The sequence below is a fragment of the Nocardia suismassiliense genome, from assembly GCF_900269665.1.
GTDB lineage: Bacteria > Actinomycetota > Actinomycetes > Mycobacteriales > Mycobacteriaceae > Nocardia > Nocardia suismassiliense.
Window position 1 is genome coordinate 5,632,298 of the sequence record NZ_LT985361.1, and the last position, 14,626, is coordinate 5,646,923.

Below are 14,626 nucleotides of genomic sequence, written 5' to 3' on the forward strand. Positions count from 1 at the left end.
GAACGGAGTGCCCGACGGTGGCTCAGTTCGCCACCATGATTCATGTTATGCAACTGGTCGGTAGAATACTTCCGTTTTATAGATTGAGCAACGAGGAAGAAGCCCCAGACGCGGCCGGATGGGAACCTTGGGTACAGGTTCTGCGAAGGAGGGCTTCAGATGGTCTCCGCTCTGGGTGGGCTCCGCCGGAAGATCTTGACACCGGACGCGCGACAGGCCTCGTTGCAGGTTCGTGGCTTCCCTGCTCGTAATCCACACGCCGCAGCCTGCCTGGAGAAACCCGGGGCGACGTTCATCGAAGGATTCGGTGTCGGCGCCGAACGTGCCACGGCGGCCGAGACTTCGGCGTTGTTGTCCGAAATAGAAAGCGACCGAAGGGGTTTCGCTTTCGAAGGCGCCGGGATGGCGATGGCGATCCGCGACGCGCTGCCGATCGGCCACCGCCATCATGTAGCCGACTTCATCACTGCGGCAGGCGAACACCTCTACATGATCTACGTCGGCGTCGGCTGGGCACTGGCCAGGCTCCCCCGTGCACTGCACCGAGCGGCGCTGACCGGGGCGACCGATCCGGTGCTGGTGTGGCTGGCCCTGGATGGCTACGGGTTCCACCAGGCCTATTTCCATACCGATCGCTACGTGAATCAGCAGTATGTGGATCCCACCCCGCCCGTCGTATCGGCCCGGCACCCGAACTATGTGCCGCACGCGATCGATCAGGGGATCGGCCGCGCGATGTGGTTCGTCGCAGGCGCCGATCCAGTCACCGCATGCCGGATGATCGGCGAGTTCCCGGCGGACCGGCGGCCGGACTTGTTCGCCGGGCTCGGCCTGGCGGCGACCTACGCGGGCGGCGCCACCGCCGGCGAGCTCGCCACGTTGCGCGAGCAGGCCGCGGCCTATCGCGAAGACATCGGCCAGGGTGCGACATTTGCCGCCGAAGCCCGTGCCCGCGCCCACATCGTGCAGCCGAATACCGTGACCGCCGTAAGAGTTTTCACCGGCAGACCCGTCGATGACGCATCCAAGATCGCGATCGAGACGCGGCCCGCGGAGCCGACGATCGGCGGCCTGGCCGGTTATGAGGTCTGGCGACAACGGATCCGACAACGGTGCCTGACCGGCGAACCTCCCGACCCGACCGCTTCAGCCACGGAAACAACCGCAAAGGCCGAATCATGAACGCTCGTATCAGAGCCCTGGCGCCGGCGATCGCCGCGGTGGTGCTGCTGGCATCCGCTTTCCTCGTCGCGCAAGCACAGGTCGCCACCGACGATCCGGACACCGTAGCGCAGGACTACAAGCTCGAATCCATGGCGATCGCCATGCCTGCCGGATACGACCAGCTGCCGATGAAATCCGTGCGCGAGGTGAACCCGGCATATCACCGCATTCGCTCGTGGATCTCCTCGGTCGGTGCCTCGATTGCCATCAACGACCTGGTCGGGCACGGGCGCTCCGACGGCATGTGCATCGTCGACACCCGGACCGACTCGGTCATCGTGACCTACACCCCGACCGCACCTCAGGCCGACCGCTTCACGCCATTCGTGCTCCGCCCGGACCCGATCACGATGGATTCGACGATGGCGCCGATGGGTTGCGCCCCTGGCGATTTCAACGGTGACGGCGGAATGGATCTCCTCGTCTACTACTGGGGACGAACACCGATCATGTTCCTGCACCGGGCCGATGCCACCGATCCGGCGCCGAAATATGTACCGACCGAGGTGATCCCGTCGGGGACCACGCGCGATCAGTACCACGGCGAACAGTGGAACACCAATTCCGTGTCGATCGCCGACTTCGACGGCGACGGCCATCCGGACATCGTCTTCGGGAACTACTTCCCGAACTCCGGTGTCCTCGACCCGAACGGGCGTCCCGACGTCGTCATGAACGACTCGTTGTCGAACGCGAAGAACGCCGCGGGCGAGCGCGTATATCGATGGAACGGCAACGACGCCGCCGGACGCCCGGAATACGTCGAGCAGAAGGGCGCGATCCCGTTCGGCGACAGCACCGGCTGGACCCTGTCGCTCGGCGCGGGTGACCTGACCGGCGATCTGCTGCCCGAGCTCTATGTCGGCAACGACTTCGGCCGCGATCATCTGCTGTACAACCAGTCGACGCCGGGCACTATCCGATTCAGCACGGCGACGGGCAACCGAACCTGGACCGACCCCAAATCTTTTGTGCTCGGGCATGACTCGTTCAAAGGTATGGGCGTCGATTTCGTCGATATGTACGATCGCGGGCAATTCGACATGGTGGTCAGCAATATCACCACCCCATGGGGCATTCAGGAAAGCAACTTCGTCTGGCGCAACAATACGAGCACGCCCGACGACATGCGTCGCGAACTCGCTGCCGGACGCGCGCCGTTCTCGCAACAGGCCCAACAGCTCGGACTGGCTTGGACGGGCTGGGGCTGGGATATGAAAGCCGCGGATCTGCGCAACTCCGGCACCCTCGACGTGCTGCAGACTTCCGGGTTCGTCCAAGGCGACGGCGGTAACCGATGGGCTTGGCTGCAGGAGCTCGCGACCACCAACGACGTCGTGCTGCACGACCCGGTGATGTGGCCGCGAGTCGCCCCCGGCGACGACATCGCGGGCGGGCACCCGATGGCGCTGTTCGCCAAGGGTGGTAACGGCAAGTACGTCGACATCACCGAACAGGTCGGCACCAACGCGAAGATACCCACGCGCGGGGTCGCCATCGGCGACACCACCGGCACCGGCACCCTCGATTTCGCGGTCGCCCGCCAATGGGGGCCGCCCGCGTTCTTCGCGAATCAATCACCGGACCTGGGTAACTCGCTGACATTGCGGCTGTATCGACCGGCGCAGCCGGCCACCGGTACGCCCGCGACCGTCGCCGGACAGCCTGCTTACAACGCGGTCGTCACGGTGCGCACCGCCGACGGCCGGACCACCCGCAGCCAACTCGACGGCGGCAGCGGTCACAGCGGCAAACGCAGTTTCGACGTGCACTTCGGACTCGGCGCCGCCAGCGCCCCGGTCGCGGCCGATATCGAATGGCTCGACACCGCCGGTGCCCGTCATCACCAGACACTCCAGCTCACGCCCGGCACGCACACGCTGATGCTGACCGATACGGCCACCGAGATCGCCGAGGGGATCACGAAACCATGACTCTGCTCAACCGTAAACACAGCCTTCGCGATCAGCCATCCGCACCACCCCGCGGCAACGGTGCGACCGCAATCGCACCGCCCACCACCAACGGTGCCGCGCCGACCACCGAACCGGTCAAAAGAGATGTGCGATATCTGGCGCTACGAAATTTCGCCCTCTCGCTGACCGTGCTCAATATTGTCGGCTACACCATCCTCGGTTTCGAACAGCCACCGCTGTGGCCGATTCTGGCGATCTTGTCGGCTTACGTGATCGATCTGGTTTTCGAGATGATCACCGCGTGGGCGCACAGCACGTCACCGCGATTCCTCGGTCGCGGCGCCCGCGGTGTGTACGAGTTCCTGCTACCGGCGCACATCACCGCCTTGGCGGTGAATATGCTGCTCTACGCCAACAACCAATTCTGGCCGGTCCTGTTCGCCGTAGCGGTGGCGATCACCAGCAAGTATGTGTTCCAAGCCCCGTTCGCCGGGCGGATGCGCCATTTCCTGAACCCGTCCAACTTCGGGATAACGGTGGCGCTGCTGTGCTTCAGCACCTGGATCAGCATCGCGCCGCCCTACGAATTCGGCGAGAACATAAATACGATGTTCCGGATAGCGGTCCCGCTGGTGCTGCTCGTCGCGGGCACGGTGATCAACGCGACCCTGGTCCGGCGGGTTCCGCTGATCATCGGCTGGCTCGGTGGGTTCGTGATTCAGGCCGTGGTCCGGCACGCACTGTTCGACGTCGCCCTGGTCGCCGCGCTCGGCATGATGACCGGCACCGCATTCATCCTGTTCACCAACTACATGATCACCGACCCCGGCACGACGCCCTTCCCGGCCCGAGCCCAGTTCATGTTCGGCGCATCGGCCGCCACCGTGTACGGACTGCTGATGGTCTTCAACGTCGTCTACACCTTGTTCTTCGCCGTCACGATCGTCTGCGCGATCCGGGGCGGCTATGCCTGGGCTGCCCACTGGACGAAGGCTGCCAGAGCCCGTGCCGCGGAACGCCAGAGCACCGAACGGGTGCCGGTGTTGTCCCCCGGCCCCACGATTCAGCGAGCATGACCGATGGTTCGACTAGCGATCGTCGGTATGGCGTGCCGATTTCCCGACGCCGCGACTCCGGCCCAGCTGTGGGACAACGTCCTGGCCCGCCGACGCGCATTCCGGCCGATCCCACCCGCCAGGTTGAACGCGGCCGACTACTACGCGAGTGATCCCGCGGCGGCGGACCGCCACTACGCGACCCATGCGGCGGTCATCGAAGGCTGGACCTTCAATCGGGCCAGACATCGCGTCGCCGCCAACACCTTCCGGTCCACCGACATCGTGCACTGGCTCGCCTTGGACACCGCGGCGGCGGCGCTCGACGACGCCGGCTTTCCCGCGGGCGAAGGCTTGGACCGAAAGCGCACCGGCGTCATTCTCGGTAATACGCTCACCGGCGATATGACCCGCGCTTCGGGCATGCGGCTGCGGTGGCCATATGTGCGTCGCACGCTGGCCGGCGCACTGCATCGCACAGGCTGGCCCGCGGCGCAGATCGCCGCCTTTCTCGACGAGTACGAGGCGGACTACAAGGCACCGTTCCCGGCGATCACCGAGGACAGTCTGGCCGGCGGCCTGGCGAATACGATCGCCGGGCGCGTCTGCAACCACTTCGATTTCGGCGGTGGCGGTTTCACCGTCGACGGCGCCTGCTCGTCGTCGCTCTTGTCGATCGCCCAGGCCGGTGACGCCATGCTCGCCGGTCACCTCGACGCCGCGATCGTCGGTGGTGTCGACATCTCCATCGACCCGTTCGAACTGGTCGGCTTCGCGAAAACCGGCGCCCTGTCGACCTCGGAAATGCGCGTGTACGACCAACGTTCGAACGGCTTCTGGCCGGGCGAGGGCTGCGGCATCCTCGTGTTGCTGCGCGAGGAGGACGCGATCGCCCGTGGCGCACGGATATACGCGACGATCGCAGGCTGGGGCATCTCCTCGGACGGTCGCGGTGGCATCACCCGGCCCGAACACAACGGCCACCTGCGCGCCATCGAACGCGCGTACCGCATGGCGGGATTCGGGGTGGACACCGTCGACTATCTCGAGGGCCACGGCGCGGGCACCGTCGTCGGTGACCGAACCGAGCTCGAGGTGTTCAATACGGCCGTCGCGGCGCGCAGTGCGGGCAGGCCACCGGTGGCGATCGGATCGATCAAGGGCAATATCGGTCATACGAAGGCGGCGGCCGGCATCGCGGCGCTGATCAAGACCACGCTCGCCGTGCACCACGGCACCATTCCGCCGATCACCGGTACCGACCGGCCCCATCCGGTCCTCAGCGACGTCGAGAATCGACTTCGGCTGCCCGACAGCGCATTCGGATGGCCGGACCCCAACGATGAGCACACGACACTGCACGACCCGAACACCGTGGCTCCCCGGCGGGCCGGGGTCTCCTCGCTGGGTTTCGGCGGCAGCAACGCCCATGTCGTGCTGGAGAGCCGACTGCCACCGCACACGCTGTCGCGCGCGGCCAGTACCCGCCTGGCGCGCAGCGCGCAGGATGCGGAACTGTTCGTCATGTCAGCGGCGACACCCCTCGAACTGGCAGCAGAGCTACGCAGGGTCGCCGCACTCGCCGAGCGTTGTTCGTTCGCCGAACTCGGCGATCTCGCCACCGAGTTGACCCGGATCGATCCGCGACTACCGATCAAAGCGGCGGTGGGCGCCACCGGCCAACGACAGGCCGCGGACCGGTTGACCGAACTGGCCGACGTCCTCGTGGCCGGTGAACGGCCCCGGTTCGCTCCGGGCTCCGGCCAATTCCTCAGTGCGGGAATCGGATCCGCCCCGCGCATCGGGCTGATGTTTCCCGGGCAGGGCGCCCCCGGGCACGGCGACGGCGGCGCACCCGCTCGCCGATTCGCCGTGATCGCCGACCTGTACCAGCAGGTGGGCGTCCACGCCGAAGGTGCGGCCACCGAGGCGGCGCAACCGCGCATCGTGACGGCCTCGCTCGCCGGCTTGCGACTGCTCGACTCCGTCGGCATGCACGTCGTCGGCTGCGTCGGGCACAGCCTGGGGGAATTGACCGCGCTCTACTGGGCGGGTGTGTTCGATGAAACCGAGCTGGTGCGCACAGCGGCGTTCCGCGGCAAGGCCATGCAGACCGCTGCCGTGGCGGAGCCGGGCACCATGGCAACAATTTTCGCGGGCGCTGATCAGGTGGCGGCCTTGCTGAACGGCAGCCCCGTGGTGATCGCCGGGTACAACAGTCCGAAACACACCGTGGTCGCCGGGCCCACCGACGCGGTCGACGCGGTGCTGGTGAGCGCGCGCGCAGCCGAAATGCGCTGCCGCACACTGCCCGTTTCGCATGCGTTCCACTCACCGTTGGTCGCGCCCGCCGCCCACGCCTTCCGCCGCTATCTCGATGAGATCGATCTCGGCAAGGTCAAACGGGCCGGCTTGTTCTCGACCGTCACTGCGAGCCCGCTGGAGCCCGGCTGCGCCGTAGCCGATCTGCTCGAGCGCCAGGTGCACGCACCGGTCCAGTTCGCCGCCGCGCTGTCGCAGCTCGCGCAGACCTGCGATCTGCTCGTCGAGGTCGGCCCGGGTTCGACGCTCTCGGCCCTAGCGGCTGATGTCTGCCCTGGAATGCCCACTGTCGCAATGGAAACCGATGGCGACTCCGTCGCCGGGATCCTGCGCACCCTCGCCGCCTGTTATGTGCTCGGCGCCCGGCCCGACCTGGACGGGTTCGCCGCCGAACGCTTCAATCGGACGATCTCGCTCGACAAGCAGTTCGTTTTCATCGAAAGCCCTTGCGAGCAAGCACCGAACGACTCGTTCCTCCCCCGCACGCAGCCCATCGAGCACGGGGTAGCGCAGCCGGCGGTGGCCGATCAACCCGACCCGGCCTGGGCTGACGACACCTCGTCCTTGCCGACGTTGCAGCGGCTGATCGCCGAACGCGTCGAACTGCCCATCGAGGAGATCACCCCCGAGATCCACCCGCTCGACGATCTGCATTTGAGCAGCATCACCATCACGCAGCTGGTCGCGGACGCGCTCGCGCTGCTCGGCGCCGAAATACCGGAACCGACCACCAATGTCGCCACCGCGACGATCGCGCAGCTCGCCGAGGCGATCGATGACCTCGCGCACACGGCGCGCAATGATGCACCGGCGAAGCCTGCCGACGAGCTGACCGGCGTCGATATCTGGGTGCGGCCGTTCACTATCGACCTGGTCAGCTCCGCCGTGCCGCCGGTCACCGACCGTGGTGACGAGCCGGGACGGTGGCGGGTGTTCGCGCCGCAGGACGATCGGTTCACCGCGGCCATCCAGCACCAGCTCGACACCGCTCGACTCGGCGACGGTGTGCTGCTGCGGGTCGGTGCGGCCGAACCGGCCGAAATCGCCATCGACCGTATGCTTTCCGCGGCTCGATCAGCGATCGACACCGGGTCTCGTTTGGTCGTGGTCGACGACGGCCGAGACGCGGCGGCACTGGCCAAGACAGTGCATCTGGAGGCCCCCGCCGTCCGGACGACTGTCGTCCATCTAGCCCCCGACCTGGCGCCCGAGCACGCCGCGCGGCTGTCGTGCGCTGATATCGCCGCGACCACCGCCTTCCGGGAAGTCCACTACGACAAGGCGGGCAACCGAACCGAACCGATACTTCGCGAGCTACCGCTGGCCGAGGCCGATCTGCCACTCGGCGCGAGTGACGTGGTTGTGGTCACCGGCGGGGTGCGCGGCATCACCATCGAATGCGCTGTCGCGCTGGCGAAGCAGACCGGATGCGCGCTTGCGCTCATCGCTCGAAGCCCCGCCGACGATCCCGACATCGCCACGAACATGACCCGGCTCCGCGAATCCGGTATCGCCGCACACTATTTCACCGCCGACGTGACCGACCCGAACCAAGTCACCGACACGATCGCCACGATCCGTCGCGAGCTCGGTGCGATCACCGGCATCCTGCACGGCGCCGGAATCAACACCCCCGCGGCGATCGCATCATTGACCGGTGACCACATGGCACGAACTATCGCGCCCAAGGTCGACGGCCTACGCAACCTTCTCGAATCGCTCCGGCCTGCCGAGCTTCGCCTGGTCGTCGGCTTCGGCAGCATCATCGGCCGGGCCGGGCTGCGCGGTGAGGGGCATTACGCGATCGCCAACGACTGGTTGCGCTCGGCCATCGATACCCTCGCCGTCGAACAGCCGGCCTGCCGGTGCCTCACCATCGAATGGTCGGTCTGGGCAGGCACCGGGATGGGTGAACGGCTCGGCGTGCTGGATTCCCTTGTCCGGGAAGGGATCGAGCCGATTCCGACGGACGTGGGCGTCGAGCTCATGCTGGATCTGCTGCGCACCCCGGCCTGCCCGACCAGTGTGGTCGCGATCGGTAGGACCGGCGGCTTGCCGACGATCCGATTCGACGAGGTCGAACTTCCGCTGCTGCGGTTTCTGGAGCGTCCGCGCCTGCATGTGCCCGGAATCGAGTTGCTCGCCGACGCCGACATTTCGACGGCGACCGACCCCTATCTCGCCGATCACCAATTCTCCCGCGACGCATTGTTTCCCGCGGTGATGGGAATGGAGGCGATGGCGCAGGCCGCCACCGCGTTGTTCGGGGCACGGCGCCCGGTGCAGTTGCACGATCTCGAATTCCTCCGGCCGATCATCGCCGCACCGGAGGGTGTCACGACGATCCGGGTGGCTGCCCTGAGATCGGGCGACACCGTCCGGGTGGCGATCCGGTCGAATACCACGGCATTTCAGATCGACCATTTCCGCGGCGTCTGCCGGCACGACGACATGGTGGTCCCTGCCATCTCGACTTCGGCGACCGAACCACTCCAGCGGCTGGCCGAATTCGCGCACACCGCCGCCACGACGACCTCCGGCCTCGGCATGGCGGTCGACACCGACTTCTACGACCGAATCATGTTCCACGGACCGATCTTTCGGTCGGTCGAGGATTACCATCAGCTGGCCGCCCGGCAATGCGTCGCCCGAATTCGCGTCGGCGATCAGCGCTGGTTCTCCCCGATGTTGCCGCAATCGCTGGTGCTGGACGACCCGGCGGCCCGCGACGCGTTCATGCACGCCATCCAGGTCTGCGTGCCCGACTCGACACTGCTGCCGTCGAAAGTCGCACGCGTGCTTTCCCTTCCGATAGCGCCCGACGTCCGGACGGTCGTTCTGGCCGCGCGCGAACGGTCCCACGACCAATCGACGTACATATACGACGTCGTTGTGCGCGACGAGAACGGCGCAGTCGTCGCGCTCTGGGAGGCGCTCGAACTCTCTGCGGTGGCACCGATCGCGTCACCGTCCGGATGGGTGCCTGAGTTGCTCGGTCCATATCTACAACGGCGGCTCGATAGCCTGCTCCCGTCGCCGGTTCAGTTGGCGATCGTGCGCGAACGGGCGCAGCTACCGGTCGCCGACGACGACACCAACCCACGGATGTCGGGCCGCCGCGAAGCAACCCGGCGCGCGCTGGCCGCCGCACTCGGGCGCGCGGTGGTGATCAGGCACCGGCCCGACGGGCGGCCGGAGATACCGGACGGGCACGCGAGCTTCTCGCACGGCGCCGGTCTCACCGTCGCCGTGGTCGCCGCATGCCCGGTCGGCTGTGACATCGAACCGGTCCAGGAACGCACACAGGCGCAATGGACCGGCCTGCTGGGCAATTCGGGTGTCGCGCTCGCGCAGCTGTGCTGCCGGGCCACCGGCGAGTCGTTCGCCACCGCCGCGACCCGGGTCTGGAGCGCACGCGAAGCGGTGACGAAACTCGGCGGCACGGTCACCAGACCACGACTGACCCTGGACAACCGTGCCGCGGCCGACGGCTGGCTGGCCCTGCGGCACGGCACCGACATCGTCTGGTCCTTCAGCACCACCCTGGCGTCACCGACACCGCAGCAACCGGTGGTGTTCTCGGTGACCGAGAAAGGTTGATACGTGCGCTCTTACGAGATTTCCCACATCGTCGGCTTCGAGGAAACCAACCTGGTCGGCAACGTCTACTTCGTGAACTACTTTCGCTGGCAGGGTCGCTGCCGGGAGATGTTCCTGGTGGAGCACGCGCCCGATGTGCTCGACGAAATCAACCGGGACCTCAAGCTTTTCACCATCAAATGCGAGTGTGAGTACTTCGCCGAACTGACCGCGTTCCAACGCCTCACCATCCGGATGACCCTGGTCGACCTCACCCAGACGCAGATCGAATTCGCCTTCGCCTACCTCGAGATCGATGACCGGACCGGGACCGAACACCTGGTGGCGCGGGGTCGGCAACGAGTTGCCTGTATGCGCGGCAACGGAACCCGGGTCGAGCCGACCCGGGTACCCGAGAGTCTGCGTCGCGCACTCGAGCCTTACGCCGAACCCGACCACCTGGGCAACGACGTGCGGGTGCTCGCCGGCCGCCGCGCCGACTGAATCATGGTCGAATCAGCTGACGTCGGCGTGCGCCTCGGCAGCGGCCTGCGTCGTCGACGTGAGCTCGAGGTCGAGCAGTCGCAAGCAGCGCGACAGCGAGGTCGAATCACCGCTGACCGTCAGGTTGCCCGACAGCATCGCGTCGAGGATGCCGAGTTGCTCGGTGCCGATCCGGATGAACGTCTCCGGGTCGGCGGTGACGACAAGCGTGGGGTCATCCGGGGATCCGTCGACGACGCGAGCGGTGCGGTTCTCGCACAGCACATGGAACACCTCGTCGCCGATCCGGAACTCGTACGACTCGTCGACGTCGGGCGGCGGCCCGACGGTGATCATCGCCTCCAGCGCCAAGCGCCCCCACTCGGAGCGCACGAGTCCGTCCTGCTCGTAGGAGGAGATGTGCGACAAACCCCACGACGCCAACCCGATGATCACCGGTCGCAGCGCTTCGCCGCTGGCCGTGAGCCGGTATTGCACACCACGGCCGTCACCGGATACGGACTCACGCTGGATTACTCCGTGTTCGGTGAGCATCTGCAACCGCGCCGCAAGCAAGTTCGGTCCGATGCCGACCAGCGTCTCTTCGAGCAGCTGGTTGTACCGCTTCGGACCGGTCATCAGATCGCGGATGATCAGCAGGGTCCAGCGCTCACCGACGAGGTCGAGCGCAGCCGCGACTGCACACATCTGCGCGTAGCGCTTCGTTCCCATGTGAGCACCTCGGATGTTAGGTCACTACAACTTACTAGTGACATTGATACTACGGTAAATGTTCCCCTCCGGTAGCTGCGGCCAACCTACCCGGCAGTCAGTACCTAGCGAGCTAACGGTGTGGCACCGGCGTCACAGGACCGGCCGCAGCCTGTTCAGCGGGAACTCATGCCATCCGGAAATAAGACTCGGCGCTGGGGGCCGAGGGAAAGCAGCCGGCGCGGCCGGAGTTCATCCGAGCCGCTCGGCCCTGGCCGCGGACCTGCCTATCGACGGTCGCCCGACAGTCCGCAGCACATCTCTACTGCAAGAATATCTTAATATATAGTAATCTGCGCTACGCCACGCAGCGGGCAACTACGCATCCGGCCCAGATCTCTGGCCAGACCCTCACGTCGTGACTGCCGTACTCCACAACCTTTTCGCCGCCGCCAGGTGGTCGGGAGAGGTGCCGCAACACCCGCCGATGATGTCCAAGCCGTAGTCGGCGCGCCACCGCGCGACCAGTTCCGCGAACTCGTCGGGGGCCAACCCCGACGGCACGGCGCGATCGACATGCTCGTAGGCGGGCAGGCCGGTCCGGTCCTCGATATTCGGATAGGCACCGATCAGCCCCGACCGGCCGCGGCACAGCGCTTTCAGCGCAACTTCCGTTCCGTGCGGCGAGGTGCAGTTGACGAGAACGGCCTCGGCGCCGTCGCGGGACACCGCGTGCACCGCACCGGTCACCGGCTCCCCGGACAGCAGCGTCGCGTCATCGGCACACACGAACGACACCCAGGCCCGTCCGCCCGCGGAAAGCACCTGCGCCAGCGCGATTCTGGCTTCTCGAATGTTGTTCATCGTCTCGATGAGGAACAGGTCCACACCGGCCCGCGACAGCTCGCGCACCAGCCAGCCGTGCTCGGCGCGCAGTTCCGCGTCGGACGGCACCAGATCCGGTCGATAACAGTCTTCGACGGGTCCGATCGAGCCGGCGATCCGCGCATCGAGCACACCGGCCTGTTTCCGCGCGGCCTGGGCCACCCCTACGGCGGCATGCACGATCCACGCCCGGCCCGCGTCGTCGAGCTTGGTCCGGCTCAGGGCACGCAGGTTCGCCCGGAAGGTGTTCGCCGTGATCACCTGGACGCCCGCGGCGAGATACGCCTCGTGCACCGACTGCAGCACCCGCCGGTTGGCGTCCGTGAGCAGGGCCGCGGAGGTCCACCACGGCGGGCGCACCGGCAACCCGGCGCGTTGTAGCTCACTCGCATTGCCACCGTCGAGCAGCTGGAATCCTTGGGTAGCAGCAGAATTCGTCATGAGTCACCTTCCAGCGCAGTCGTCAGATCTTCGAGCAGATCGGCCGGATCCTCGATCCCGATCGAAAGCCGGATCAGGTCGTCGGTGAGGCCGGCCGCGTGCCGGACCGCACGCGGTATCGGTCGGTGCGTCATCAGAGCCGGGCACTCGATCAGCGATCGCACGCCGCCGAGGCTCACCGCGCAGGCGAACAGCTGCGTCCGCGCCATCAGTTTTTCGGGATCGCCGCGGTAGCGGAAACTGATGATCGAGCCCGGTCCCGACATCTGCCGGCCGGCCAGGCGATGCTGGGGATGCGACGGCAGACCGGGATAACAAACCTCAGTGACAGCGGGGTGTTCGCACAGCTCCTCGGCGATCGAGCGCGCGGTGACGGTCTGGCGAGTCACCCGCAAGGACAGCGTCTTCACGCCCCGATGCACCAGATAGCAGTCGAGCCCGCCGGGTACGCCGCCGGTCACCGTGCGATGTTCGACGAATCCGGCATGCAACGCCTCGTCGTCGCACACCAGCGCACCACCGAGCACGTCGGCGTGGCCCGCGATGAATTTGGTTGTGCTGTAAAGGCTTACATCCGCGCCCAGCGCCAGGGGGCGTTGCAGGGCCGGACTCGCGAACGTGTTGTCGACGACCACCACCGCACCCCGCGCATGGGCCACCTGGCTGACCTCCGCCACGTCCGTGATCTTCAGCAACGGGTTGCTCGGCGTTTCCACCCACACCATCGCGGTGTCGGTCGCCAGCGCACGCCGCACCTCCGCCGGATCGGTCAGATCCGCATAGTCGACCTGGATCCCGAGTCGACCCAATGTCGCGAGCAATGCGTAAGTTCCGCCGTACACGTCATCGGAGGCGACCACTCGCTGCCCGGGCGTCAGGACGGACAGCATCGTGGTCGCGGCCGCCTGCCCCGACGAGAAGACCGCGCAGCAGCGCGCGTCCTCCAGCGACGCCAGGCATTCTTCCAACGCTTCCCTGGTCGGATTCTCGCCACGAGAGTAGAAGTGCCGCAGTGGTTCCTGCGCGAAGCGATCGTAGGTGGTGGCGACATGGATCGGCGGCACGATGTCACCGGTGCCGGGCGACGGCCGCTGCCCGCTGTGCACGAGCCTGGTGTCGAAGCGCATGATCATCAGCCGATCGGCGCGACGGCCCGCAGCAGCAAGGCCTCGCTCGGCAGGGCGACCTTGCCGTCGGACGTGCGGTAGGGCTCGGCGGCCTGGCCCACTGCCGCCCAGGTCTCCGGATCGTCGGCACTGCCGAACCTGTCCCGCAGCATGGTTTTCAGGCCCGGTGGAATCACCACCTTGTTGAATTCGATGAAACGCTCCGGGGATTCGAGCACGAACGGCACCCGGAACGAGGTCACCTCGACCTCGCGGAAACCGGCCTTGGTCAACTCGGCGCCGACCTCCGCCGGGTCGCCCATGCTGAACGGCCCGGGCGCCCCCGGTGGCGGGGGTGGTAGTTCGAGCCGGCCTGCGATCACCTGGAAGCCGAGGGACATCATCGGCGCTGCCGAGCCTGGAGCGGACCATACGGCGGCGGCGAGTGTGCCGCCGGGCACCAGCACCCGCGCCAGTGTCCGGAACGTCTCGACGTGATCGACCGCGAACATCAAGCCCCATCGGCTGAGCACGACGTCGAACGACGCGGTGGGGAAGTACAGCGATTCGACGTCACCGACCGCGAATTCGACATTGCCCACACCGCGTGCGCGGTCCCGGGCCCGGCTGATCATGTCCGGCGCGAGGTCGATGCCGGTGACCGCTCCGGTCGCGCCGACGACGGCGGCGGCGGACAGCGCCGGTTCCCCGGTCCCGGTACCGACGTCGAGCACCCGGAGACCCGGCCGCACGCCGCCGAGTTCGAGCAACCGCGCGGTCACCGGTGCGCCACCCGTTTCGAAGTCGTGCGAGCAGGACAGCCAGCCTGCGCTGATCGCATTCCAGTTGGCGCGTTGCGTCCGTTTGAAGCTCACCGGATCGAACTCGGCAGTCGTCATGGCAC

At 66.8% G+C, this 14,626-nt stretch carries 9 protein-coding genes; 5 read left to right on the plus strand and 4 right to left on the minus strand.

The window, feature by feature from the left end; translation table 11 throughout:
* Positions 1-159: 159 nt before the first annotated feature.
* Genes DBO33_RS25035 through DBO33_RS25055 form a run of 5 tightly spaced genes read left to right on the plus strand, consistent with a single transcriptional unit; the run spans position 160 to position 10,600 of the window.
* Positions 160-1,182, plus strand: coding sequence for a DUF1702 family protein (locus DBO33_RS25035; RefSeq protein ID WP_107657237.1), 1,023 nt, complete (start codon positions 160-162; stop codon positions 1,180-1,182).
* Positions 1,179-3,158 carry a CRTAC1 family protein gene (locus tag DBO33_RS25040; protein WP_107657238.1) on the plus strand — a complete coding sequence of 660 codons (1,980 nt, stop codon included), beginning with the start codon at positions 1,179-1,181 and terminating at the stop codon, positions 3,156-3,158. Before DBO33_RS25035 ends, DBO33_RS25040 begins: the two co-directional genes overlap by 4 nt.
* Positions 3,155-4,216 (plus strand): enediyne biosynthesis protein, encoded by a 1,062-nt coding sequence (locus tag DBO33_RS25045; protein WP_107657239.1) that lies wholly within the window; start codon positions 3,155-3,157, stop codon positions 4,214-4,216. The genes DBO33_RS25040 and DBO33_RS25045 overlap by 4 nt, the downstream gene beginning before the upstream one ends.
* Positions 4,217-4,219: 3 nt before the next feature.
* Positions 4,220-10,117, plus strand: coding sequence for a type I polyketide synthase (locus DBO33_RS25050; protein ID WP_107657240.1), 5,898 nt, complete (start codon positions 4,220-4,222; stop codon positions 10,115-10,117).
* Between the two features lie 3 nt (positions 10,118-10,120).
* On the plus strand, positions 10,121-10,600 hold the full coding sequence (locus DBO33_RS25055) for an acyl-CoA thioesterase (RefSeq protein ID WP_107657241.1): 480 nt from the start codon (positions 10,121-10,123) through the stop codon (positions 10,598-10,600).
* 12 nt (positions 10,601-10,612) lie between these two features.
* Here the strand turns inward: DBO33_RS25055 and DBO33_RS25060 are convergent, their stop codons facing one another.
* The 4 genes from DBO33_RS25060 to DBO33_RS25075 form a co-directional block, all read right to left on the minus strand.
* Entirely contained in the window at positions 10,613-11,311 is a 699-nt protein-coding gene (locus DBO33_RS25060; protein ID WP_107657242.1) for a winged helix-turn-helix transcriptional regulator, read from the minus strand.
* A 390-nt stretch (positions 11,312-11,701) separates the two neighbouring features.
* Positions 11,702-12,616, minus strand: a complete 915-nt coding sequence (locus DBO33_RS25065) for a homocysteine S-methyltransferase family protein (RefSeq protein ID WP_107657243.1) — start codon at positions 12,614-12,616, stop codon at positions 11,702-11,704.
* Complete coding sequence (locus DBO33_RS25070) at positions 12,613-13,743, minus strand: trans-sulfuration enzyme family protein (protein ID WP_107660575.1); 1,131 nt, start codon at positions 13,741-13,743, stop codon at positions 12,613-12,615. Before DBO33_RS25070 ends, DBO33_RS25065 begins: the two co-directional genes overlap by 4 nt.
* Positions 13,744-13,748: 5 nt before the next feature.
* The gene (locus tag DBO33_RS25075) at positions 13,749-14,621 is read right to left on the minus strand and encodes a class I SAM-dependent methyltransferase (RefSeq protein ID WP_107657244.1); all 873 of its coding nucleotides are present in this window, start codon (positions 14,619-14,621) and stop codon (positions 13,749-13,751) included.
* Positions 14,622-14,626 lie beyond the last annotated feature (5 nt).